At 38.7% G+C, this 25,908-nt stretch carries 24 protein-coding genes; 12 read left to right on the top strand and 12 right to left on the bottom strand.

Annotated elements, in window-relative coordinates:
* Window positions 1–16 precede the first annotated feature (16 nt).
* A complete protein-coding gene (locus tag VJ937_RS01625; RefSeq protein ID WP_237214916.1) occupies window positions 17–403 on the bottom strand; it encodes a co-chaperone GroES in 387 nt (128 codons plus the stop codon).
* A gap of 133 nt (window positions 404–536) precedes the next feature.
* Here VJ937_RS01625 and argS point away from each other — a divergent pair, with 133 nt between their 5' ends.
* Window positions 537–2,321 carry an arginine--tRNA ligase gene (gene argS, locus VJ937_RS01630; RefSeq protein ID WP_324065176.1) on the top strand — a complete coding sequence of 595 codons (1,785 nt, stop codon included), beginning with the start codon at window positions 537–539 and terminating at the stop codon, window positions 2,319–2,321.
* Between the two features lies 1 nt (window position 2,322).
* On the opposite strand, the gene aroE is transcribed toward argS, so the two are convergent.
* From aroE to VJ937_RS01660, 6 genes are all read right to left on the bottom strand, one after another.
* Window positions 2,323–3,066 carry a shikimate dehydrogenase gene (gene aroE / locus VJ937_RS01635; RefSeq protein ID WP_324065177.1) on the bottom strand — a complete coding sequence of 248 codons (744 nt, stop codon included), beginning with the start codon at window positions 3,064–3,066 and terminating at the stop codon, window positions 2,323–2,325.
* A complete protein-coding gene (locus VJ937_RS01640; protein WP_324065178.1) occupies window positions 3,066–3,989 on the bottom strand; it encodes a DUF368 domain-containing protein in 924 nt (307 codons plus the stop codon). Before VJ937_RS01640 ends, aroE begins: the two co-directional genes overlap by 1 nt.
* Window positions 3,990–4,061: 72 nt before the next feature.
* Entirely contained in the window at window positions 4,062–5,396 is a 1,335-nt protein-coding gene (locus tag VJ937_RS01645; RefSeq protein ID WP_324065179.1) for a threonine synthase, read from the bottom strand.
* Between the two features lie 32 nt (window positions 5,397–5,428).
* A complete protein-coding gene (locus tag VJ937_RS01650; protein WP_324065180.1) occupies window positions 5,429–6,841 on the bottom strand; it encodes a tetratricopeptide repeat protein in 1,413 nt (470 codons plus the stop codon).
* A gap of 83 nt (window positions 6,842–6,924) precedes the next feature.
* Window positions 6,925–8,475: a DUF4301 family protein gene (locus VJ937_RS01655; RefSeq protein ID WP_324065181.1), complete on the bottom strand. Its 1,551-nt coding sequence runs from the start codon at window positions 8,473–8,475 to the stop codon at window positions 6,925–6,927.
* Between the two features lie 95 nt (window positions 8,476–8,570).
* Entirely contained in the window at window positions 8,571–9,476 is a 906-nt protein-coding gene (locus tag VJ937_RS01660) for a DMT family transporter (protein WP_324065182.1), read from the bottom strand.
* A 177-nt stretch (window positions 9,477–9,653) separates the two neighbouring features.
* On the opposite strand from VJ937_RS01660, the gene pta reads away from it, so the two are divergent.
* The 10 genes from pta (at window position 9,654) to VJ937_RS01710 (ending at window position 19,521) form a co-directional block, all read left to right on the top strand.
* Window positions 9,654–10,661 (top strand): phosphate acetyltransferase, encoded by a 1,008-nt coding sequence (pta, locus tag VJ937_RS01665; RefSeq protein WP_324065183.1) that lies wholly within the window; start codon window positions 9,654–9,656, stop codon window positions 10,659–10,661.
* 134 nt (window positions 10,662–10,795) lie between these two features.
* On the top strand, window positions 10,796–11,776 hold the full coding sequence (locus VJ937_RS01670; RefSeq protein WP_324065184.1) for a 3-hydroxyacyl-CoA dehydrogenase family protein: 981 nt from the start codon (window positions 10,796–10,798) through the stop codon (window positions 11,774–11,776).
* Window positions 11,777–11,879: 103 nt separating this feature from the next.
* Entirely contained in the window at window positions 11,880–13,082 is a 1,203-nt protein-coding gene (locus VJ937_RS01675) for an acetate kinase (RefSeq protein WP_324065185.1), read from the top strand.
* Window positions 13,083–13,100: 18 nt separating this feature from the next.
* Window positions 13,101–14,003 (top strand): phosphate acyltransferase, encoded by a 903-nt coding sequence (locus tag VJ937_RS01680; protein WP_324065186.1) that lies wholly within the window; start codon window positions 13,101–13,103, stop codon window positions 14,001–14,003.
* A gap of 58 nt (window positions 14,004–14,061) precedes the next feature.
* Window positions 14,062–14,979, top strand: coding sequence for a phosphate acyltransferase (locus VJ937_RS01685; RefSeq protein WP_324065187.1), 918 nt, complete (start codon window positions 14,062–14,064; stop codon window positions 14,977–14,979).
* Window positions 14,980–14,996: 17 nt separating this feature from the next.
* Entirely contained in the window at window positions 14,997–16,076 is a 1,080-nt protein-coding gene (gene buk, locus VJ937_RS01690) for a butyrate kinase (protein ID WP_324065188.1), read from the top strand.
* A 357-nt stretch (window positions 16,077–16,433) separates the two neighbouring features.
* The gene (locus VJ937_RS01695) at window positions 16,434–17,378 is read left to right on the top strand and encodes a M23 family metallopeptidase (RefSeq protein ID WP_324065189.1); all 945 of its coding nucleotides are present in this window, start codon (window positions 16,434–16,436) and stop codon (window positions 17,376–17,378) included.
* 33 nt (window positions 17,379–17,411) lie between these two features.
* Window positions 17,412–18,131: a hypothetical protein gene (locus VJ937_RS01700; protein WP_324065190.1), complete on the top strand. Its 720-nt coding sequence runs from the start codon at window positions 17,412–17,414 to the stop codon at window positions 18,129–18,131.
* A 92-nt stretch (window positions 18,132–18,223) separates the two neighbouring features.
* Window positions 18,224–18,658 carry a hypothetical protein gene (locus tag VJ937_RS01705; protein ID WP_324065191.1) on the top strand — a complete coding sequence of 145 codons (435 nt, stop codon included), beginning with the start codon at window positions 18,224–18,226 and terminating at the stop codon, window positions 18,656–18,658.
* Window positions 18,655–19,521, top strand: coding sequence for an IS3 family transposase (locus VJ937_RS01710; RefSeq protein ID WP_324065224.1), 867 nt, complete (start codon window positions 18,655–18,657; stop codon window positions 19,519–19,521). The genes VJ937_RS01705 and VJ937_RS01710 overlap by 4 nt, the downstream gene beginning before the upstream one ends.
* Before the next feature lie 64 nt (window positions 19,522–19,585).
* Here VJ937_RS01710 and VJ937_RS01715 read toward each other — a convergent pair whose 3' ends face one another.
* The 5 genes from VJ937_RS01715 to hflX form a co-directional block, all read right to left on the bottom strand.
* Window positions 19,586–21,151, bottom strand: coding sequence for a methyl-accepting chemotaxis protein (locus tag VJ937_RS01715; RefSeq protein WP_324065192.1), 1,566 nt, complete (start codon window positions 21,149–21,151; stop codon window positions 19,586–19,588).
* A gap of 13 nt (window positions 21,152–21,164) precedes the next feature.
* Complete coding sequence (locus VJ937_RS01720) at window positions 21,165–22,403, bottom strand: DcaP family trimeric outer membrane transporter (RefSeq protein WP_324065193.1); 1,239 nt, start codon at window positions 22,401–22,403, stop codon at window positions 21,165–21,167.
* Window positions 22,404–22,497: 94 nt separating this feature from the next.
* Entirely contained in the window at window positions 22,498–23,298 is an 801-nt protein-coding gene (locus tag VJ937_RS01725) for a hypothetical protein (protein ID WP_324065194.1), read from the bottom strand.
* 3 nt (window positions 23,299–23,301) lie between these two features.
* Entirely contained in the window at window positions 23,302–23,868 is a 567-nt protein-coding gene (locus VJ937_RS01730; RefSeq protein WP_324065195.1) for a hypothetical protein, read from the bottom strand.
* A 93-nt stretch (window positions 23,869–23,961) separates the two neighbouring features.
* The gene (gene hflX, locus VJ937_RS01735; RefSeq protein ID WP_324065196.1) at window positions 23,962–25,155 is read right to left on the bottom strand and encodes a GTPase HflX; all 1,194 of its coding nucleotides are present in this window, start codon (window positions 25,153–25,155) and stop codon (window positions 23,962–23,964) included.
* Window positions 25,156–25,351: 196 nt separating this feature from the next.
* Here hflX and VJ937_RS01740 point away from each other — a divergent pair, with 196 nt between their 5' ends.
* Window positions 25,352–25,864, top strand: a complete 513-nt coding sequence (locus VJ937_RS01740; RefSeq protein ID WP_324065197.1) for a nitroreductase family protein — start codon at window positions 25,352–25,354, stop codon at window positions 25,862–25,864.
* The last annotated feature ends 44 nt before the right edge of the window (window positions 25,865–25,908 follow it).

The following is a 25,908-nucleotide window of genomic DNA, read 5'->3' on the forward strand; positions in this document are numbered from 1 at the left end:
TGATTCGTATCTGAGTTTACTTCATCAGCCCTTCGTCTCGCAAAACCATTAATATGGCTGATTGCGGTACGATATAGTATTTTTCATTATTCAGCTGTATTTCATATCCCGATTTCGGGAGATATACCGCCAGGTCGCCCTCTTTTGGTTGCACTGGCACATATTTCACGTCATCTCCTTTGGGTTTCCAGGCTTCATCTTCGTCATTCATAGAAGGTATCGGATAACCCGGGCCCACTTTAATTACATAGCCCGACTGTACTTTTTCTTTCTCCTGTACATTAGGCGGGAGATAAAGCCCGGATTTTGTTTTGTTCTCGGGATTGCGCGGTTTTACAAGTATACGGTCACCAATGAGTATAATATTCGATAGGTCTGCTTTTTCAATTTCGTGCGTCATCATAATCTTCATTTTTTGTTGCCACAAAAATATAAATTTCCATTAAAACTATTTTCTGTTTTGCTTTAATGTAAATTATCATCTGTAAAGGTGATAATTTACTATCTTTGCAGCTCGAAAATAAAGAATACTCAGAATGAATATAGAACAGTACCTTAACCAGGAGATTCATAAGGCTTTAGAGCGGATTTTTGAACAGGAAATCGATCCGAAGCAGGTTCAGATTCAAAGAACAAAAGCTGATTTTGAAGGAGATTTTACGTTAGTTGTATTTCCATTGCTTCGACTGGCAAAAACAAAACCCGAGGATGCCGCCAAACGAATTGGTGATTTTTTGGTTGAGAAATCTGTGGTTTTTGACCGGTTCAATGTGGTTAAAGGTTTTCTGAACCTTACATTGTCGCATGGATTTTGGTTAAATGCATTGCAGGATATTGTTCAACAACCTGATTTTGGTTTTGCAGAAAAGGGATCGGGCAAAAAAATCATGATTGAGTATTCCTCCCCTAATACCAATAAACCACTACACCTGGGGCATATTAGAAACAATTTACTTGGCTATGCTGTGGCTCGTATTCTTGAAGCTTGTGGAAATGAGGTGGTTAAAGTAAATCTGGTGAATGACCGGGGTATTCATATTTGTAAGAGCATGCTGGCCTGGCAACGTTGGGGCGAAGGGAAAACACCCTCAGATTTAGGTGTGAAAGGGGATAAGTTAGTTGGTGACTTTTATGTACGTTTCGACCAGGAGTATAAAAAGCAAATTGAGGCGCTCAAACAAGAAGGAAAAACCGAGGACGAAGCCAAAGATCAGGCGCCCTTAATACTGGAAGCACGTGAAATGCTGCGCAAATGGGAAGATCGCGATTCTGAGGTGATGAAGTTGTGGGAACAGATGAACAGTTGGGTTTATGAAGGTTTCGATGAAACGTATAACCGGTTGGGAATTGAGTTTGATAAAGTATATTATGAGTCAGATACCTACAAAAAGGGAAAAGAGCTTGTACTGAATCATTTAGAAAAAGGATTGTTAAAGAAGAAGGAAGATGGTTCTGTGTGGGCTGATTTAACCGAAGACAAGTTAGATGAAAAGATCTTGCTGCGCAGCGATGGTACTTCAGTTTATATGACACAGGATTTGGGTACTGCCGTACAGCGATTTGCCGATTATGACATTGACCAACATGTTTATGTTGTTGGAAATGAGCAGGATTACCATTTTAAAGTACTGTCGCTTATTTTAAAGAAGATGGGGTATGAATGGGCTACACAGCTGTTTCACCTTTCTTATGGCATGGTAGAATTGCCATCAGGTAAAATGAAATCAAGGGAAGGTACTGTGGTTGATGCCGATGATTTAATCGACACCATGATTAGTACAGCTGCAAAGGCTTCGGCTGATTCTGGTAAACTTGAAGGAATGAGTCAGTCTGATATCGCGTATGTACATAATATTGTTGCACTCGGGGCGCTAAAGTATTTTATACTTAAAGTCGATCCCAAAAAGAATATGCTCTTCAATCCCGAAGAGTCCATTGATTTTAACGGCAATACAGGGCCGTTTATTCAATACACTCATGCACGCATACGCTCATTGATGCGGAAAGCAGATGTAGAAAACCAACTACCGCAATTCCCGTTAAGCATAGATTTGCAACCGAAAGAGCAAGAGCTTATTCAGCAATTTGGGCATTTTCCTAATGTGGTAGCCGAAGCGGGCAAAAGTATGAACCCCGGCTTTGTAGCCAACTATTTGTTTGACCTTGTTAAAACCTTCAATCAGTTTTATCATGATCATTCTGTGCTGAATGAGACCGATGAAGATGTTCGGAATCTGAGGTTAAGCCTTTCATGGCAAACCGGACAAATTATAAAAAATGGCATGTGGTTGCTGGGCATTGATGTGCCGGAGCGGATGTAAGTTAATCGCTTAACCAGATTTCAAGGGCTTTTTCTGCCTGTTTTTCAAGCATGAGGGCGCCATTTATCACTTTAGCTCCATGTTTTTTACCCAGCTTCATAAACGAAGTTTCAGCTGGGTTATAGATCAGGTCAATTAAGGTATGCTCTTGCGTTATTCCCGCTTCAGGAATTGGTAAAACATTTTCTATATCAGGGTGCATACCCACCGGCGTTGTATTTATTAATAAGTTGTACTTCCTAATTGTTTCGGGTGTAAGGTCCTTGTAGTGGAGTCCTGATTTGTTGCGTGTTACAACTTCAAAAGTTATGTTTTTATTCATAAGTGCATGCTTAACTGCCTGGGCAGCACCTCCGTCCCCAAAAATAAGGGCGTTTTTATTTTGTATGCGATATTCCTCCAGGGTTTGCTGGAATCCATAGATATCGGTATTATAACCTTCGAGTTCATATAGGGCTCCTTTTCGCTTAACCTTAACTGTATTCACGGCGCCAATACCAGTTGCAACAGGCGATAATTTAGTAAGCCGGTTAAGTATTTGGTTCTTGTACGGTATGGTTACATTAAATCCAATTAAATCCTTATGCTTTTTAAGTAGTTGGGGTAATTCGTCAAGTGATTTCAGGGGGAACAGTTCATATTTGATTTCCTTTAAATCAGGCGTGGACAATAGCCGCTCGAAGATAGCCGGTGAATGGCTATGCGAAAGCGGATACCCTATGAGCCCTAAACGTTTTAGCATCATTATTTTGTTAATCTTTTTGCGAAAAATTCAAATCCCCAAATAACCATAAAACCGATTACAGCGAATAATATGGCATATCCCAAAAAAGACGGTGATCCACTTATTTGCTCATAAGCATGTGGTCCCACATTCTTTTCAACCAGAGGTACTATTTCATCATGCCTGTTTACGTAGGTTTCAACTGTTTTTTTCCATGGCCATACTTTGTTTAGTGATCCAATCATGAATCCGGCCAGCACCGAAATTGTAATGTCATGAAAACGATGTAACAGGTAAGAAAGCAGGTTAGAAAAAGATAAAATTCCAATGATTGCACCAACTCCAAAGATGGCAATTATTGTTATGTCGAGCTGACTGATTGCTCCAATAATGTATGCATATTTTCCCAATAATAGTAAAATAAATGCACCTGAAATGCCCGGGAGAATCATAGCACAAATGGCCAATGCACCCGAAAACATAACAAACCACCAGGTTTCAGGTGTTTGGGCAGGCGTTAAAACTGTCACGAAATATGCAACTATAGTTCCGGCTATCACAGCTATAACCTCGGAAAGTTCCCATTTCTTAATTTTTTTGAGAATGGTGATGGCAGAAGCAATGATGAGGCCGAAAAAGAATGACCACACCATAACAGGGTAAGTGCTCAGGAGCGTTTCTAATATTTTGGCCAATGAAAAAACACTTAAAAAAACGCCTGCAAAAACACTAACCAGAAACCATCCGTTTATGTGTTGCCAGAAGCTTTTAACCCCATCCTTAAACAGCAGTTTAACGGCTTGTGCATTGATTGATTTTATAGAATCTACAAGTTCTTCATAAATGCCGGTTATAAGGGCAATTGTACCGCCCGACACACCTGGCACTACATCGGCAGCTCCCATTAATGCACCTTTTAGCAGATTAGTGATATATTTCAACATTATTTTAAGGTTTAGGTATAAAAATGCCGGAAAAGCATAAACTTATCCGGCAGTTTTCTTTATTTATTGGTCCTATTTTTTGTAGTTGATAAAAGGTTCCCACAGTTTTTCATTGTAAACAGATCTTTCGTAACGATCTATTTCTTCAATAGATGAAGCATGTTGTGTGGTGTAAATCATCTCTTCCATAAAGTTGGGTGCTCTGCGCACGCCTTCGCCAACATTAATCATTACGGTTTCGCCATTTTTGATAATGCCCTGATGTAATGATTCAAAGAACCCACCTACAGCAATTGCAGATGCCGGACCGATTTGAATGTGTTTGATGTAAGCAGTGAGTCTTGAGATATCGGCAATCATTTTTTCATTGAATTCAATGATCTCACCATTACTTTTTTTCGTAAGGCTTCCAATTATCGGGTATGTTCCGGGTTTTCCGGTTGCCAGTGTTGGTACTTTAGTCACCGGGTTCTCAAGTGTAGGGTAATCATTTTCCCAACCCTCAGGGAAACCGTTCGATTTGGCTTTGTCCCATGCCATACGCATTGGCGCACAATGGTCTGGCTGAACCATTATAAATCGTGGTAATTTAATTTCAAGTTCTGAGCCTTTCAGGTCATTCACTGCTTTATCTATGGCTATAGGCCCTGTACCTCCACTGAGCGCTTGAATATAAACGTCAGGCATTTTGTTTATTTGGCGAAGCCATTCAAATACCATGGTCTTTTTTGCCTCAACACGCAGCGGGTCTGTATTTCCACCTGATAGTAATATGCCGTATTTTTCTGAATATTGCGCTGCTATTTCTTTGGCTTTGGCATAGTCGCCTTTAACCCGCACAACGCGCTGACCATAGGTATTTACCTCTGCTTCATTTGCTTTTAGTGCATCTTGTGGAATAAATACTGTAAGCGATATACCTGCTTTTGCTAAATAATGGGCAAATGCATTTGCTATGTTACCGGTACTGGCCACGGCATACTCTTTTATACCGTTTTCTTTTAAAGCGGAGGCTGCAACAGCTGCTGCTACATCTTTAAAAGTACCTGTACCGGGGTTCATATCATTCCGGTAAGCTACAACTTCGCAGTCAATTCCGTATTGTTTCTTTGCAAAATCGGCAAGGAAATCCCAGTTTTCAACCGGAATTACACCTTCTCCTGAGGTGATGATATTTTCGCGATCATTTATTGGTAAGAAATCGAAATAGTGAAAAACATTTTTCGCTTTTCCGTTCTGTTCATTAATAAATGCTTTAACATTATTTATATCTTCGCTATATTCAGCATACACAACTTTATGTCCACACTTGGGACATTTCTGCATGTTGCTAAACCATTCGCTCAGGTCTTTTACTACATATTGGCACTTTTCGCACCGAAGTTGAAATTTCCGATTTTCCTTCATTTTATATTGTGTTTACTAATATTACTTTATCATTAAAGTCCTTCATATAAATTGACGAGCTTTTTAACAGCGTCAAAGCTAAGTATTTTTGGGTAAAAATATACAAAGTTGTTAAAGGCTTCCTTGTCTTTTTTGAGTCCGCTTTCAATTTTATTTAACCCGTCAGTGAGCTCCTCTTTTTCAACTAAAGCTGCTCCCCATAAATAATAAAAAGCCGGGTCACGGAATGTTTCTAACGCCGTTTCACAAAGCTCTATTGTTTCCTGGTACTCTTTTAATTCAAAATGGCACTCAGCAAGGTGTACACGGGCTTTTTCATCAAAGGGGTCAAGTTTTATTACCTTTTTATATGATTTCACTGCATATGTCAGGTATTTCATGCTCTGCTGAATGGTAGCGAGTCTTAACCAGAATAGCGGTTCTTCAGGGTCTATTTTTATCGCTTTTCTTACGTAAACCAGGCTTTCGGTAATTTTATTTTCGTCGTAATAAATTTCTCCTATTCCAAACCATGCATCGGCAAAGTCAGGGTCCAGGCTCAGGGTTTTTTCAAAGTTTAGCATGGCCTGGTCTTTTTGGCCTGTTTGGTAGTAACTTTCTGCCAGGTAAAAGTAGGCATGCAGGTTTTTACCTTCGTGCGATATAAGCTCTTCGAGGTAATTTATGGCCTTGTCATATTGTTCATCACGACTGTAAATGAGAGCAATACTAAAGTAAGCCGAGGCGTATTCGGGCTCTATGGCAGCTGCAAACTCGTAGGCGTCCAGTGCCATTTTAGTGTCGTTTTTATACTCATAAAGGTTCCCCAATTGGTGCCAAATCATTTCGTTAAACGGATCGCGATCAAGATATTTATCAAACTCCTCAATGGCGTGGGAAATTTGGTTTAATTCTTTGTAACAGGTACCTAAATCAATGAGCGCTTCGAAATCGTACTGGTCTATTTCAAGTACCTGATGTAAGTAATTTACAGCACTATGGTACTCTCCCTTATCCATCAGGTCATCTGTAATCATGTATAGAAGCGAAATTTTTTCGTCGATCTCAGCAAGTGTGAGAGCCGAATCGAAGTATCTGATGGCTTTGTTGAGTTTATCTGTTGCCAGTTGTAATTTTCCCAAATAGTAATAAATCTCAGCATCCGCTTTATTGGTGTTTAGCAGATCTTTGAGTATGTTTTTGGCGCGCTTGAAGTTTTGTGTAATGATTGAAAACTGAGCATCTTTAAGAATTAATTCTTCTGCATTAGGGTGTTGTTTTAACCCAATTTTAAGTGCTTGCTTGGCTTTCTCTTTTTGGTTGGTGTCAATCAAATAATTAATTATCTCAGTGAATATTTCCACATCAAAATACTTTGCTCTTTCAAGCGTCAGCATTTCATCGAACTGCTTTAAAATATCACTAAAATCCTCATTATAATTGAATTTATCTGGTATATGCATCATATTCGGCAAGTAGATTAAAAATCGTTTTGCTCATTTTAAAAATGAGGACAAAGGTGCGAAAAAAATGTGTAAACACCTAACTATTAAAACCTGTGTTCCTTGCGCAGAAGATCGTTAATGGTTTTCACCGGATTAAACGTTTCCATTGGTACTTCGACAAAAATTGTAGTCCAGTTTGCCATAGCGCCATTCCATAATCCAGGATGCTCAAGTGCTTTTACAGGCTTACCTTTCATCGTTTTGTGCGAAATAAAACCAGTTTCCGGATCAGCATATTTGTCAAGATCAAATTTATTGCCTTTAAAGTCTTTGGTTGAGCAAGCAATGTCAACAGGGTTGAAATGTGTGGCAGCCTCAAAAACCTTCATTTGAGTTTTGTCCTCTTTGTCAAATTGTGAACTTTCCACAATCTGAAGGCTTTCTTCTTCATTAACATCTTTTACCCAAAACGGACCTCCACCTGGTTCATCTTCATTCTTTACCATTCCGCAAACTCTGAAGGGACGGTTTAATTTCTCAATCAGGTACTTAATTTTTTGTGGCTTATCATAGCTTTTAAAATCATTCGGAATATCAATATTCAATCTTTGATTGGCAAAATTGGCAATTTTTGTAACATAAGCGTCTTTCAACTCTGCATTGCTCGTAAGCTTTTCCAGGTAATGATTGATTTTATCTTTAAAATCCAATAAAACGCCACCAAGTAGTTCTTTGTATTCAACAGTAACCGGCTTTAAACGATCGGTTACTATATTGTCGATGTTTTTTATGAAAATTAAATCGGCATCTATTTCATTAAGGTTAACCAATAATGATCCGTGGCCACCAGGTCTGAATACAAGGTATCCCTCATCGTCCCTGACCGGTTCATTTTTCATGGTTACAGCAATGGTGTCGGTATGTGCTTTTTGAACTGATAAATCAATGTTGAATTTAACATTGAAACGCTCTTCATATGTGGGGATTATTTCATTTATGTGTTTTTCAAACGAATCATAAAATTCCGGCGAAACTGTAAAGTGAATATTGACTTCTTTGTTGGATTTGGCATACATGGCACCTTCAACTAGATGTTCCTCAAGTGCAGTGCGCTCTTCGTTTTTGTACTTATGGAATTTGATTAATCCTTTTGGATAATTCCCATAGTTGAGGCCTTTCTCTGATACTATAAGGTTGAGGGCTCCTACATAGTCTTTTTTATTGAATTTACTTTCGATGCAGTCTCCTTTTTCGGAACAAATTTGTTCTAAGTCGTCATAAAAAGCAAAATCATGGATATGCTCGCAAAGGAAATACACTGAATTTGGTCCGCGATCTGTTAAAAGTTCCAAATATTTTTGTTCTGAACCGTCATAGGCTGCAAGTATCTCAAATATTTTTTTGAACATGCGGCTTGCAGCCCCGCTTGCAGGAACAAATTTACATATCTTGGCGTTTTTTTGTTTCTTCTGATAGAGGCTTCTCAACTTTTCTTTATCCTCTTCGCCATATCTGTTGATACCCTTTTCCGGAGTTGCCGGCGCTATAATATTCAGTTGTGGATAGCTGGTCTTAAACCTTTCCAGTTGTTGCTTAACTATTTGGGCATTCATGCCTTTTTCCTGCAGTTGTTGTTTATCCTTATCTGTGAGCATAACCAATTAGATTTATAGGATTTCCATGAGAATCAAAAATAATCATATTTTTAATAATTTGGCAAATTATAAGGTTTTTACCTTTTAAAGCCTTTTTAAGTGTTTGTATTGGAGGGTTTTCGGAACTTGTTTGCATATTCAGTCCAGATTATGCCTGTAACAATAAGCACCAGTCCTCCAATGGTGGAGAGCAGGATGGGCTCATGTAAAAACGCGTTTATAAATACCAGCGACAAAAAGGGTGAGAAATAAATGTAATGGCTTATTTTATCGGTTGAAGATGCCAGCTGCAAAGCTTTGAGCCAAATCACAAAGGTAAGGGCCATCTCGAATAATGCTGCGTATATTGCTGCCAGGCTGCCTTGAAGTTGCGGAACTGGCAATCCATCTGTCAGTAATGTGTATGGCACCATTAAAACGATGGCAGATGTGAAGTTTAACCATATTTGCTGAATTGGGTGTGTGTTTGAAAGCTTATTTACAATCCAGTACGAGGCCCAAATTAAACTGCTACCAACAGCAAGCAAAATTCCGGTTAGGTTAACTTCAAGAGCTGAATGCATGCTGCCATAAGAAATAACGAATACTCCGCCAAATGAAATCAGCATACCCCAAAAGACCATCGGTTTAAAAGCCTGGCGCAAAAAGATGGAGGAAAAAATTACCAGTACAAGCGGCCATGTATAGTTCAATGATTGCGCAATTTGTGCAGGTAGCTGGTTGTATGCGTGAAACAGTACCAGGTAGTAAGCAAAAGGATTTAATATGCCTCCAGCCAGTGCGAGGTATTTGCTGCGCTTATCGACTTTTATTTTCCATTTTCCGGTACTCAGTATAATAATGGTAAGTATTACCCATGCAATGATGATTACCCAGCATAGAAACTGCGTTGGAGTAAGTTGCTCAAGTCCGAATTTAAAGGCAGTAGCTACTGTTGACCAGAAAAATGTAGCCAGAAGAGCCAGTAAAGTAGCTTGTTTATTGTTTGATAAGTTCCCCATTGCACATAATTTTAACACAAAAAAACAAGATAATCCCGGAAATCCATCAAGGTTATATTAAAACATTGATATTTAACATATTTTTTTTCGTCTCTTTTTTAGAATTTTGCCCCGCAATTGGCCAAAAATTGTTATCTTTGGGCATTTATGGAATGCAAGTTAAAATACTGATTTACAATGGATTTAATTACAACAATTAAGGAAAAAGCGAAAGCGAATAAACAAAGGATAGTTTTACCGGAAGGCACAGAAGCCAGAACACTTGAAGCAGCCAATATTTTGATAAAAGAGGGTATTGCTGATATAATATTGTTAGGAGATGTAGCAAGGATTAAAGCAATGGCACAAGAAGCTGGTTTTTCTGAAATAGGAAAAGCACAAATTGTAGATCCTAAAGACCATCCTAAGAAATCAGAATATATTGATGCCCTTGTAGAAATTCGAAAAAAGAAAGGGCTTACCAAAGAAGAGGCTGAAAAGTTACTGAATGATCCATTGTATCTTGCAGTAATGATGATAAAACAAGGCGATGCAGACGGTGAAGTAGCTGGAGCAGACAATGCTACAGGAGACGTATTGCGCCCCGCTTTTCAGATTGTAAAAACCAAACCCGGCATCAGTGTTGTGTCTGGTGCATTTTTTATGATTTTGCCCGATAAAACATATGGCGAATCAGGTATTTTAGTTTTTGCCGATTGCGCAGTTCATCCCAATCCTACAGCTAAAGAACTTGCCGAAATTGCTGTGGCAACAGGAGAAACAACAAAAGCAATAGGCGGTTTTGAACCTCGAATTGCGATGCTATCATTTTCTACTAAAGGAAGCGCCAAAAATGAAATGGTCGATAAAGTTGTTGATGCTACAAAAATGGCCCAGGAAAAAGCTCCGGACCTGAAAATCGATGGTGAGCTACAATCTGATGCGGCCATTATTCCCGCTATTGGTAATAAAAAGGCACCGGGTAGTGAAATTGCAGGTAAAGCAAATGTATTGGTATTTCCTACATTAGAAACGGGTAATATCACATACAAACTTGTGCAGCGCCTGGCGGGCGCGGAAGCGATTGGTCCGGTCTTGCAGGGCATGGCTGCACCGATAAACGATTTGTCACGTGGCTGCTCGGTAAGCGATATTGTAAATCTGGTTGCTATTACAGTAAATCAGGCTGCCAGCGAAAAACAATAATTTAAATTAAATAGCCCAATTAAAAGGGATGTATTGCAAAAAAATCAGAATAATATAATCGAATGGCAGATTGGTGTTTTGTTACACCTACTGCCATTTGGTATTTAATACTAAAACATAAAAATTCAAGCCGTATGTCGGAAATAAAAGTTGAACCTATTGAAAAATATGGTTTAAGCGCAAAATCAAAACCCAAAAGCCAGTTTTCAACCATTGGAATAGTTGGTTGCGGTAATACTGGTCAGCGAATAGCACTGATGGTTGCAGGAAAAGGTATTGAAGTCGTTTTTCTTGAGTTAAGTCAGGCTAAAATAGATCAGGCCTTCGCAGAAATAACCGAAGAGCTCGACCATCAGATTAATCATTGGGGTATGACAGAGGGAGATAAGAGAAGTATCTTATCACGTATTAAAGGTACCCTGGATTATGCTGATTTTCAGAATTGCGATCTCGTTATAGAATCGATTTTATCACGTACACGTGAAGAATCTGTAGATATCAGAAAAGAGGTCTTCAGAAATATTGAAAAGCATGTTTCTCCTCACGCAATTATTGCAACAAATTCTACTACACTTGTCATTACTGAGTTGGCAGCGGAGCTGGAACATAAAGACCGGTGTATTAGTCTGCATATTTCAACTACTGCGCCTGAGGCCAGTATAATTGAAATAGTAAAAGGATTGCATACATCCGATGAAATTTGCGAGGATGTAAGACGTTTTGCGAAACTAATTGGCAAAACTGCGATTCCTGTACAGGAATCTCCGGGATTGGTAACAGCCCGTTTGGCAGTATCTTTCATCAGTGAGGCTTGCGATGTACTCATGGAACGCGTGAGCGATATGGAAAGTATTGATTTCAGTATGCGTAATGGTCTGGGGCTGCCTTTAGGACCTTTCGAGATGGCAGATAAAATAGGCCTCGATCGCGTAATACGATGGATGGATAACCTTTACGAAGAATTTGGAGACTACAAGTATAAACCATCACCAATACTGAAAAGGTTGGTTCGTGCAGGTTATCTTGGCCGTAAAACGCATAAAGGATTTTATGAGTATGATGAGAATGGCCAGAAGCTTAAAAAAAATATTATTGAAGCCAGTACCGAAAAATAAATTATAAACATCAGAATTTCAGCCCTTGGTAAGATTACAGCAAGAAATGCTAAAGTCTTTATAAATTGATCTTTCTAAGGCATGAAATCAAAAAAATAATCAAATGAAAGTCTTAGTTTTAAATTGCGGAAGTTCATCTATCAAATTCCAGCTCCTGGAAATGACTACCGAAGAACTAATTATTAAAGGTATTGTTGAAAAAATTGGTTTAAAAGGTTCTTTTCTTAAAAGTAAGCGTAATGATGGCGACGAGGTGAAACTAGAAGGTGAAATCCTTGATCACCAAACCGGAATTGAATATATTCTTGGAGTGCTAATTAGTAAGGAACACGGTTCTATTAAAAGCCTTGATGAAATTGGAGCAGTGGGCCACAGAGTAGCTCATGGTGGCGAACATTTCAAAGAAAGTGCACTGCTGACAGAAGAGGCAATAGGCAAAATAGAGGAGTGTGCTGAACTGGCACCCTTGCACAACCCGGCCAACCTTAAAGGAATTTATGCCATTCAGTTATTAATTCCCAATGTAGAACAAGTTGCTGTTTTTGACACATCTTTCCATCAAACCATGCCAGCTCATGCCTACATGTACGGAATACCACAAGCACTTTACGAAAAGTACGGTATTCGCCGTTACGGATTTCATGGAACAAGCCACCGGTTTGTTGCACAGGAAACATGCAAGATGCTCAAGATTAAAATGGAAACCCACAAAATTGTAACCTGCCATTTGGGTAATGGTGCTTCTGTTGCTGCTATAGATCGAGGTCAGTCAATAGATACTTCAATGGGTTTCACTCCTCTGGAAGGCCTAATTATGGGAACTCGTTCAGGCGATTTGGATGTAGGTGCTTTTATGTTTATCATGGAAAAAGAGGAAATTGGACTAAAATCTGCCAATACATTAGTAAATAAGCACAGTGGTATGGTTGGTTTAACTGGAGTTAGTTCAGATATGCGAACCATCGAAGAAGCTGCCGAAAACGGAGATGAACGGTGTGCTAATGCTTTAAAAGCCTACGATTATCGCATCAAAAAATATATAGGGTCATACACAGCAGCTATGAACGGGCTTGATGTACTCATTTTTACAGGTGGAATAGGCGAAAACGCCGACACAACACGCCGTGGTGTTGCCAGTGATTTAGAGTACCTTGGAATAAAAATCGATCCTGAGAAAAACGACGGTTTGCGCGGTAAGCCAACAGTAATTAGTACCGATGACTCCAGGGTAAAAGTTGTTGTTATGCCAACAAACGAAGAGTTGGTAATTGCCAAGGATACTGTAAATATTGTGGAAAATAAATAACGTAAAACTCAATATATAATGATTAAGAAGCTCGATCAAATGTTTGATGCCCTGAAAAATCAGGACAGGAAAAAACTAGTTGCTGCCTGGGCCAACGATGCACATACAATCGGTGCTGTAAGCGAAGCTATTGATAAAGGTATAGTCGATGGCATATTGGTAGGCGATCAACAAGTTATTAAACAAACATGTGAAAGCGAAGGAATTGACATCAGTAAATTCACTATTGTGCACGTCGATACTGACGTTGAAGCTGCCAATAAATCAGTAGAAATGGTGGCCAATGGAGATGGCGATGTACTTATGAAAGGCCTTCTGAGTACTGATAAATATATGCGGGGTATTCTGAATAAAGAATATGGTTTACTCCCTCCGAAAGGTATTCTGAGCCACGTTACCGTTATCCAGAATCCAAAATACCATAAACTTCTGATTGTGGGGGATGTTGCTGTTATTCCGCAGCCAGACTTAAAACAAAAGATTGCCATAACCAACTACCTGATTCACGCAGCCAAATCATTAGGTGTAGAAAAACCAAAAGTTGCAGCTATATCTGCTTCGGAGCAGGTTATTGCTGATTTGCCGTCCTCATCTGAAGCTACTATTCTGGCAAAAATGTCGGAACGTGGCCAAATTAAGGGGGGTATTGTCGAGGGCCCATTAGCACTCGATCTTGCTGTTGATAAAGCATCAGCTCAAGTCAAAAAAATCGATAGCGAAGTGGCCGGCGATGCGGACTGCCTGCTTTTTCCGAATATTGAATCAGGAAATGTTTTTTACAAAACAAGTACGAAATTATCTGACACAGAACTGGGTGCAGTAGTGGCAGGAGCAAAGGTGCCGGCTGTATTGTCATCGAGGGGTGACAGTACGCAGACCAAATTGTACTCTATTGCCCTGGCGGCCTTGATGTCAAAATAATAAAATTGTAAACAGGGACTTCTTCGGAATTCCCTGTTTGCTTTTAAAAGTGCAGCTTATGAAACCAATCCGAAAACTCGACCAAATGGTTGAGTATTTAAAAAGCAAAGGAGAAAAAAAACGCATAGCTGTGGCCAATGCACAGGATACAAATACCATTGGAGCTTTAGCAGAGGCTGTGAAAAACGGTTTTGCAGAAGCATTAATGGTTGGCCCTAAAAGCGAAATTGAAAGCGCAGCAAGGCAACAAAATATTGATCCCGGTATTTTTCAAATCATTGATATTAAAGATGAAACTGAGGCCACATTTCATGCAAGAAAACTTGTTAAAAATGACGAGGCAGATGTATTAATGAAAGGGCTCGTAGGGACAGATAAGTTTTTAAAGGCAGTTCTTGATAAAAAAGACGGGCTGTTGCCACCAAAAGCTGTGATGAGTTATGTGTGTGCAATTGAATTGCCTAAATATCACAAACTTTTGTTTGTTACCGATACTGCAGTATTACCCTTTCCCGATTTGAAACAGAAGGTGGCCATGCTTAATTATAGCGTCCAAATGGCCAATAAGTTTGGTGTTGAAAAGCCCAAGGTAGCCCTTATTGGAGCATCTGAAAAAGTTAGCGAAGGGTTTCCCAATAGTATCGATTATGCTATGATTAGCAAAATGGCTGAGCGTGGGCAAACCAAACCATGCATTGCCGATGGCCCGCTGGATGTGTTTTTGGCATGCGACCCCGAAAGTGTAAAAATAAAAGGAGTAAACACGCCCGTAGGAGGTGATGCTGATGTGCTTTTATTCCCAACACTGGAGGCATGCAATAGTTTTTATAAAGGTTTAATGTTGTTTGGCGGTGGTGAACTGGCCGGACTAATCCAGGGCACAGAAAAACCCGTTGTTGTAATGTCGAGAAGTGAAAGTGCGAAATCAAAGTTTTATTGTGTGGCCCTTTCATGTTTAATGAGCGAAAATAATTAGTAAAAAACCAAATAGATATGGATTGCTGTTACAGAATTCTGGCTATCAATCCCGGATCAACATCCACAAAGATAGCCGTTTATGAAAACGACAAATCGTTATTCCTCAAAACCCTAAGGCATAATTGCGACGAACTCGAAAAATTTGAGAAAGTTGCTGATGAATTTCAGTTCAGAAAAGATATCATTCTGCAAGAACTTGCTAATGCCGAAATAGAAATAGAATCATTAAGTGCTATCGTCGGACGAGGCGGACTAATAAAGCCTGTTGAAGGTGGTTGTTATGTTGTGAATGATAGGATGATAGAAGATTTAAAAAAGGCTGAGCGCGGTGAACACGCCTCAAACCTGGGTGCATTGATTGCACACAACATTGCCCGGGAAGTGAAAGATGCACAGGCATTTATTGCCGATCCTGTGGTTGTTGATGAATTACAGGATGTGGCACGTTTTGCTGGTCACCCAAAGTTTGAACGGAAATCTATTTTCCATGCACTCAACCAGAAAGCAATCGGAAGAATTCATGCCCGTTCAATGCACAAAAAATATCACGATTTGAATTTTATCGTTGCGCATATGGGTGGCGGTATTTCAGTTGGTGCACATCGTAAGGGTAAAGTAATAGATGTGAATAACGCCCTTGACGGAGAAGGTCCTTTTTCACCCGAACGTACCGGAACACTACCTGCTGGTGATTTGGCCAAACTCTGCTTTAGCGGCGAATTTACCCTTGAAGATGTGAAAAAAATGATTAAAGGGAAAGGCGGATTAGTAGCCTATATGGATACAAATGATGCCTATAGCGTAGAGAAAGCAGCTGGCAGTGGTGATGAAAAAGCGAAAATTGTTCAGGATGCAATGTGCTATCAGGTAGGCAAAGCAATAGGAGAGATGTCGGCTGTACTAAAAGGAGAAGTCGACGCCATATTACTGACCGGAGGAATTGCACATAACAAATATTTAGTTGATTATGTGCGCGAAATGGTGGGATTTGTTGCCCCGATTGTAGTTTATGCCGGAGAAGATGAAATGAAGGCGCTGGCAACAAATGCTTTATACGCACTAACAAACGAAATTGAAATAAAAGAGTATAAATAATAAGTTTATATAACCAGTTCAATAAAACCAACCAGCTAGTGCATTAATTTTTAATGTGCTAATTTTAAAAGACTGTAAACAAATTGCAAAGGGGTCTGTTTAAACGACAGCCCCTTTTTCATTATGATGCATTTGTAAGTAGAACTAAAATTGCACAGTTAGGGAAAACTAAAGGTGTGTTTATCGGAATTATTTGTTAATTAATCGAAAAAGACTGTAGGGTAGTCAAATGCAGGGCAAATAATTTTTTTCTTAATAATTTGTTTGTAAATTTGTACGAAACAGATGCAAACTTAGAGTGTCAATAATCTGTTAATGATTGTAGGGGGTTGATATTCAATAGTTTAAGATTTACTTATGAGTTCAAATACAAGATACTATCTTGATCCACATACATTAACCTATAAACCTGTAAAGAAAAACAGGAAACTTTTTTATAGAACAACCCTCTGGGTATCTTCTATAATTTTTGTCTTATCCATAAGCGCATTTATATTTTTAAATAGCTATCGCTTAACTCCCCATGAATGGATACTTTCCAAGCAAAATGAAAGATTAGCCGAAGAAATTATTGAAAAGAAAGATGCTATTTTCGCTTTGCGCGATACCTTGGTAGATATAGAAGAGAATGATGATATAATTTACCGCCCATTTGCCGAAATAAAGCCTATTCCCAAAGATATAAGGGAGGCAGGTTTTGGTGGTGTTGATCGCTACCGTGAATTTGCAGGAATGGAGTATGCCGACGATTTAAGTTCAGTGTTCCGGGAGTTTGATAAGCTTAAAAAGCAAATAGAAATACAAAAAAAATCATTCAATGAGGTTGAAAGTTTGGTGCAATATATTGATGAGTTTTATGCAGCAAAACCCGCAATAAGACCAATATCACAAAAAGACGAGATTTATATTTCTTCATACTATGGCAGAAGACTGCATCCAATTTATAAACGATGGAAAATGCACCATGGAATCGATTATGCGGCGCAAATCGGTAGTCCCGTTTACTCCACAGGTAAAGGCATCGTTAAAGCAGCTTATTATGCCTCAGGCTACGGCAAGGTAGTCAAAGTGGACCATGGGTTTGGTTATCTTTCAATTTATGCTCACCTTAATAAATATATTGTTAAGAAAGGTGATACCATAGGCAGAGGGCAGTTAGTTGGTTATGTGGGGAACACCGGTAGCTCAACCGGGCCACACCTTCACTATGAAATTAGAAAAAACAATCAAACCCAAAATCCGTTATATTTTTATATGGACGATCTGGAACCATATGAATATGACAGGATCGTTTCTAAATAGGCGTTTTGTACAACCTCTAAATTACTGCTGCATATGGAGAAAAAATTTATCGAAAGGTATGGTAGCCTTAAAAAGATAGAACCATTGAAATCTATCACCGACGACGCTGTGTTGCCAAATACACTTGCGTTTGAATGCCCTTCCCCTTTTCCTGGTTATTACGGTTCAAAGCCAACAGAAGAAATTCCACTATATGTTTATTTTATTTTGGATGGGTATCTGCATTTGGAAGATTTGTTACTGATTAAAGAAGATATTAAAAAGGTAGTGGATTTTGACTTTCATGCTACCATTTGTGCGCTTGAGTTTTTTGACGAAACCTTCAACGCGATAAGAGTCAGGCATGTAGAAGATTATTCTAAATTGCGTAAGTTACAACAATTATTAGTTGAGCACGGAATCCATTTTCATAAGAAGTCCAGGAAGTACAAATACATTGAAGATGCATTTATACGAATTAAGAAATTTTTCCAATTGGAAGAAATAGAGCCTGGTCTCTTCTTCGACCTTGTAGAGCATGACCATGGTTATATCAAGATTGATCAGCATCTTGAGATGAATGATTTTCTTGAAATAGCCAGGCAGGTCGACTATAACCTGGACATTATTGATTACGATGCTGCTTTGGCCTCCTATTTTGAAGACTATAAAGTGCATGATATGATCAGAATTTATACCGAAAAGATCGGCAAAGAGCTGCTTCAAAATATAAAGGTCGAATATGAGAAGAAAATTAGGAAATTGTTGAGCTGAAAAACGTTAAAAAAGCTGCCCCCTAAAAGGAGCAGCTTTTTTTTTACTTCAAATGTCTCGTCCTGAAATAGCGTTACACAAAAAGTAATGTTATGAATGAAAAATCTGAAAGTAAGTATGTTAAAAGAACGCAAAAGGATTATTCTTACTCCTTTAAATTAGCAGTTGTCCAAGAGTTCGAATCTGGACAAATAAGCAAGGGAGAGTTAAAGCGTAAATATGGAATCCAAGGAGATTCCACCATAAGGAATTGGTTAGAAAAATATGGTACCTTTGATTGGGCTAATAAAACTCCAGGTACTATGCCAAAAACACCAGAACAAAAACTTTTGGAACTTGAACAGAAAGTACGCCTATTAGAAAAGCAGAAGAAAGAGTTGGAGCAACAAGTTGAGAAATCCGATAAAAAGGCCATACTTTTTGATATGATGATCGATATAGCAGAAAAAGAGTTTAACATACCGATCAGAAAAAAATCCTTACCCGGGCAATCGAAACCTACCAAGAAGAATACAAAGAAGCAATAGCTTCTACCTGTAGATTACTCGGGGTAAATAGGCAGGTTTATTACCGGGCCAAAAGGAAAGAAAAGAGCAGAAGGTTAGTAGCTCAACAAGTTGTTGAATTAGTTACTCAAGTTAGAGTTCAAATGCCCAAACTCGGAACCAGAAAGCTATATCATCTCCTTCGTCCACAACTTAAGGGTTTAGGTGTTGGCAGAGATCGATTATTTCAAATATTAAAAGCAAATTACATGTTGATAAAACCCCAAAGACAATACCATATTACAACAGACTCACATCATCATTTTCGAAAGCACAAAAACCTTGTTGAAGGTTTATATATTCACCGACCAGAGCAAGTCTGGGTGTCAGATATAACATATATTTGTACAAGAAAAAATCCAATGTATTTATTTTTAGTAACGGATGCATATTCAAAAAAAATAATGGGATATACCGTTTCTGAAAGTCTAGCTTCAAATGGAGCTTTATCAGCTCTTGAGTCGGCCTTGAAAAATAGAAATTATAAGGATAAAGTATTGATACATCATTCTGATAGAGGTCTTCAGTATTGTTGTCATGAATATCAAGATATGCTTAAAAAGCATAATATTAGATGTAGCATGACTGAAAAATATGACCCTTATCAAAATGCAATTGCTGAAAGAGTTAATGGTATATTAAAACATGAATTCATCAATGGCATAAGTATTATCGATAAAGAGCTTTGGAGGCTCTTTATCGATAACTCGATTGGTATCTATAATAGTCAAAGACCTCATTATTCCTGTTATATGCTAACTCCAGATCAGATGCACAAACAAAATGAAATTCAAATGAGAACATATAAAAAAAGTGAGAATGAAATTAATCCCATTCTCACTTAATATTGTATTTTTAATCCATTAAAACCTGTAACGGTTATTTAGGACTAGTCAACATTGTAATACATTATTTTTTCCTTTTTTCGTATTGAAAAAAGCTTATGAGCTCAATGAGTTGTTCAGCCTGGGAAGATAGTTCCTCAGCACTGCTCGAAAGCTCCTCGCTTGAACTGGCGTTTTGTTGCGCCACATTGTTTAGTTGCTGAACAGCTTTGTTTACCTCTTCAACACCACGTTTTTGTTCGTCACTTGCTGCAGAAATTTCTTTAACGAGTTCGGATGTTTTCTGTACTTCCGGCATCAGCTCATTCAATGAGTTTTCTGATTCTTCGGTAATTTTTAGGCTGTCTGAAGATAGTCCGATAATTTCATCTGCCGAGGCTTTACTTTTCTCAGCAAGTTTGCGAACTTCAGCAGCTACCACAGCAAAGCCTTTTCCGTGCTCGCCCGCTCTGGCCGCCTCTACTGCAGCATTGAGCGCCAGAATGTTGGTTTGTGCTGCGATATCGTTAATTACATTGATTTTTTCTGCAATCATACGCATCGATTCCAGGCTCTTGTGGCTCGATTCTGCCATTTGTTGCATGCTCTGATTCGATCTTTCTGATATCTTTTCTGTTTCTGCTGCATTGTTGGCATTTTGCTGTATGTTGGCTGTTACCTGCTCAATGGTCGATGAAACCTCTTCAATTGAAGATGCCTGCTCATTGGCACCCTGGGCTATTGATTGTGACCCTGAACTTATTTGATCGCTTGCAGAAGAAATTTCTTTGGCTCCTCCGTTGATGGAACTTACTATTTCGCGCAATTGTTTCACCATTTTTCGCATACTATCAGCAAGGTTGCCAACTTCATCGTTATTGTTTATGTCAAACTTAACCGATAGCGCTCCAGTGGCAATTTTGTCTGCTATATGAGAAATCCGAACAATTGGTTTTGCCAGTCTTCTTCCCAGAAATAGAGCGGCTGCAAATGTAATGATTAACAATACTACCAATGTTGAAATGAGCCAGGTCATAAGCTGTTGATACGATTTTTTTGTGTCTTCAACATAAGTGGCTAACGTTTCTTCTATATCGTCAATATAGTTTCCTGTACCTACAGCCCAATCGAAAGGTTCAAAATATAAACTGTATCCTCTTTTAGGTAGCGGTTCGTCAGATCCGGCTTTGGGAAACCAATAATCGGTATATCCGCCACCTGATTTTGCCGCGTCAATAATTTCGCGAATAAGGTATTTCCCATTTACATCCTGTAAATCCATTCGGTTCTTACCCTCTGCATCTTTTCCAAGCAATACCACATTTGTTCCGTCTGACCGGTCGGCCCAGAAATATCCTTCTTTACCGTAGCGTAACTCTCTCAAGATATTTGCACCAAGGATTTTGGCACTATCCTGACTTATTATGCCGCGTACACTTAGTTGATGAACCTGCTCCAGCATCGAGACAGCTGTTTCTACTTCAGATTTTATTAAGTTGTCATAATCTGTGTAGAGCAGTTCTCTTAATTGTTTTATATCCTTTTCATTCTTATTGGAAGAAATTATTCCGATAATGAGGCCTGAGACAAGCGCCACAAAAAGCGCACTTACAACGGCCAGCAGAATAATTTTGTTGGTTATTTTATTCATAACGAGCCTTTTTCTAGAAGAAATATCTTGCTGCCAGTATTATCCGGTGATTTACAGATTGCTCTGTTTCATCAAACACACCATATTCATCAGGATCATCAGTTCCATAATCTGCTGCATTATAAATGTATTCAAATCCAAACCGGAAGTGGTTTATGGTGTATGTAATACGGGGTGAGACTCTTAAGAGCTGACTTATGCTGCCGCCGCGTGTGTATGTGTTATCTAAATCGACTTTTTCTTCGGTTCCAAGGTTGCCGGTTAAGCCACCAAATATACCAACCTGTAAATTATCATTGGGTTTGTATGCCAGCTCTCCCCACACAGAAAATATTTTGTATGGCGTATATCCAAAATCGTTAACCTCCAGTGTATCTGACAATAATCTTCCATAGCCTCCAAGCATTACGTATTGGCTCATATTTTGGCCATAGCTGAATTTAGCCTGGGCTGTAAAGCGACCGGTGCTGTATTTTGCAAATGCATTAAAATTATAAGTGCCTATTGTGTTGTCGTTTAATCCATCGTTAGTTTCAACTCTCGGTTCGAGCATCATATAACCAGCTGTTATACCTACCTGGAATCCTTTCTTTTTACCTGCCAGTAATTGTACCTGCATATCTGGTACTGCAGCATCGCGCTGATCGTCGGAGGCATCGATTCCACCATTTATGTCAGATGTGGGACCTTTACTGAAATGATATCCGTGTCCTAATGCTGCAAAGGTGGCACGGAAGCCCGGTGTCAGGTTGTAGTCGAAACGAATTTGAGGTGCCCTGTTGAGTGGATTATATATTGCTGCTGCACCAAAAGCCACTACACGTGGGAATACTTCAGGCCCAAACATTGGGTGCCAATATTGACCCATTAGCAATGATGCTTTATCCCATTTTAATTTCATAAATGCATGCCTGATGCGAAACAGGTTTTTATAGTCTTCGGATGTACCAAAAAAGTCCCCTTCTATTTTTCCGGATGATTGAGCTCCTAATACCATTGGTCCTTTTACATTAACCCCAAGTCGTGATTGAAGTGCCAGCATCTCAAGTTGGCCGTTCGTGTTATTGTCGCCTTTTCTGCTTGGAAAAAGGTACAGTTCGGCATCTCGTGTTGTCACCGATTCGTAGGAGTCAAAAATAGATTCGTAATTGATGTATCCATACCATTTGACTACAGGCTTTTCATTTTCCTGTGCTTTTGCAAGATTAAAAAGACTTGCGAAAATTAAGAATAGTACAATGTGGTTTCTCATAAGAATATCAGTTTAATTTTGATCCAAAAATAAACTGAAATTTACTAAAAAATAATGGGTAAAAATACGCGATTCGGCAAAAGAAGAATAAAAGCTAAAACAATCTGATTGAGAATATGGTTTGAGCAAGATGGTCGCTAAAACTATTGTGTTTTTGCTTATACTTTTTTAATAACCTTTTGCCTTCTGCTTTAGCGTTTTGTTTTATTCTTGTGCGAATGGCTTTCCTGAATACTTTTTTCGATATTTTATTGTCGACTTGCTCAAAAATGGGCTTGTCGGAGAGCTGTATTTGTAGTATTTCTGATTTATTTTTTTCTTTTATATTAATTGTTGTAAGAAATTGCCAGTGCATTAGCCAGGGGGGTAAAGCATGTTTTTGTTCATTTATTTGGCTTAATTTATAAAGTGTTTCAGTGTTTTTTTTGTTAAATTGAAAAACCATAATCCTAAGCCACATAATATAACTACCGTTTGCTGAAGGGCCAATTTGGGCGAGTAGGCTATCTGTTTTTTCTATTTGTTTCAGGCTTAGACCTGTTTGCATAGCTGCCGTTTTATAATATCTTTCATGATAGGAGGCAATTGAATCGTTTGGGTAAAGCGCTTTCTGCAGCGAATAACAAATGTAGCTTTTTTGAGGAATGTTCATTTTATGGTAAAACCTGCCTGCCTCACTTAAAAAATGTCCATTATAGGTTCCTGTTGGATCATTTTTAATAATGTGAAAAAGCGTTTTTTCTACATCAAAAATATTTTGTTTCATTAATAATTTGTTGCTCTGGGTATTGATATGTTTCAGGTAGAGATATTCTGTTTTTGTGCTGAACTGGCCCAATGCATCAATTTCAAATGTCAGAATTAATATAATAATTATAAGGTATACATTTTTCATGACTTAAAATTTGTAAGTGAGCATTAAAGAAGGTACATAATTCTTTTGGCTGTAATTTCTTTGGCTCTTTTCCAACTGCAGCTTTATGCCATATTTATATCTAATCAGCTCCTGTTTTTTTTCGAGCCGGTATTTCCCATGTATCCAGTCGAACAGCCAGGAGCCCAAAATCAAGATCGAGGATGTAATAAATAAATTTTGATCTTGTTTCAGGTTGTTTTTGCCCGTAATTATATTTTCTGCCCTTTTGTCAAAAATAATCAGTCGGTATGCATTGATTGCTAATCCGGTATAGCCAGCAATTCGGAGCCCCAGTAATGTGTAGCCCACTGTGTTGTCTTTGGCTTTGAAGTGGATGTAGCCTGGTACAATTAAACTATATGGCATATCCATCATACGAATATTACGGGACAGAAGGCTAAATTCATCAGCAGTCATGTTTGCATTGATTCCTGGAGTTTTTATTTTATCATCCTGTAATCTGGGGTATATATCAAAATCCTGAGCGCTGCTCATTACTGATATAAAAGTGAAGATAATAATCCACAAGTGAAATTTTTCCTGAAACATCAAATTATTATTAGCATATGTTCATTTAATAGCTAGTCGAATAACAGATATGTTGCGGATAATGTTCACTAAAATTCTGCTTGTATAAGTTTCTTAATACAAAAAGTCGTTGTAAGGATACCTTTTGGTATGTATATCTTTAACTTTTTCGTAAAGCATCTCTTTCAACTGATCGATATTGGTTCTTTCTTTGGCGGAAATAAATATACAGGAATCATTATTTTTCGCCATATAGCTACGCTGAAGTTCATCCAATGTCCAGTTTTCGCGGGTGCGCTCTGTAAGGTCGTCGTCGTCTTTAGCTGTGTAGGTGTACTGGTCAATTTTATTGAATACAAGGTGGGTGGGGGTATCTGTACAGCCTATTTCGTTTAGCGTAGTTTCAACTACATCAATTTGTTCTTCGTGATTCGGGTGCGATATATCCACAACATGCAGCAGGATGTCTGCTTCGCGAACTTCGTCAAGTGTTGATTTAAATGCCTCTACAAGTGTGGTTGGGAGTTTCCTGATAAAACCAACGGTATCTGACATTAAGAACGGTAAATTACCAACAACTACTTTTCTAACGGTTGTGTCGAGTGTGGCAAATAGCTTATTCTCGGCAAAAACTTCCGATTTGCTGAGCATATTCATTAATGTTGATTTCCCCACATTGGTATAGCCTACAAGGGCCACCCGAACCATTTTGCCCCTATTCTTACGTTGGGTAGCCATTTGTTTATCAATTCTACTCAATTGATCTTTAAGCCGCGCAATTTTATCTCTAATAATCCTACGGTCGGTTTCAATTTCGCGCTCACCAGGTCCGCGCATTCCAATACCACCTTTTTGTCGTTCGAGGTGGGTCCATAAACCGGCAAGTCTTGGAAGTAAGTATTGATACTGAGCCAATTCTACCTGTACTTTTGCATGTGCCGTTTGTGCCCTTTGTGCAAAAATGTCTAGTATGAGGTTGGTGCGGTCTATTACACGGCCTTTAATAGACTTTTCGATATTGCGTATTTGCGATGGAGAAAGTTCATCGTCAAAAATGACCATGTCTATTTCATGCTCCTCCATGTAATTCTTAATATCATTGAGTTTTCCCGATCCAATAAATGTTTTCGGATTGGGCGTATCCAGTTTCTGTGTAAACTGTTTCTTTGGTTCAACACCTGCCGTTTTGGCTAAAAAAGCCAATTCATTCAAATATTCTTCTGTCTGCTCCTCCGTCTGATGCTGGCTTATTATTCCTACCAATACGGTTGTTTCTGCATCTTTTTTCTGTTCAATGATATCTTTCACGAATAGAATTTTTATAATTTGGCTTGCGAATTTACGGATTTTTTTGGGTTTCAAAAATATAGCTCCATATTCGCATGTGATTTGGAAAATGTAATTTTTTACAAAGCCTTTGTCAATTTTATTAATATATTCGGGGCTGAGTCAAAAAATGTACGAATTTTGATAAATTATTCTAGGAATTTCAAAAAATATACCAATGGATACCTTAAATGCAATTATGAGCAGAAGGAGTATTCGCAAATTTAAAGATACTCCGGTAACTGATAAACAAATTAAGAAAATACTTGAGGCGGCAATGAATGCTCCCAGTGCGGGGGACGGCAGGCCCTGGCATTTTGCTGTTATAAAAGATCGTCAAAAACTCGATGCTTTTGCAGAGAAAGTTGATGATGGAAATGAGATGTTTAAACAAGCGCAGGCAGCGATTTTACTGGTTGGTGATCCTTCAAAAGAAGGTTTCCCTGGTTTTTACCCACAAGATTGTGCCTGTGCAGGTCAGAATTTGCAATTGGCCACGCATGAGCTGGGTTTGGGTACAGTTTGGATTGCATTGTGGAGCGTGAAGCCCAGAATCGATGGAGTGAGGTCTGTAATAGATGTTCCTGAAAATTTGGAACCTTTTGCGTTATTCCCAATCGGTGTTCCGGATGAGAACCTGGATGAGGAATATCGATATGACGTGGCGAAAGTTCATTATGAAAAATGGTAAATACACATTCAAAATTATACCCGCAAGTAAGGCTTGCGGGTATT

This window comes from Salinivirga sp., assembly GCF_035268865.1.
Lineage (GTDB): Bacteria > Bacteroidota > Bacteroidia > Bacteroidales > Salinivirgaceae > Salinivirga.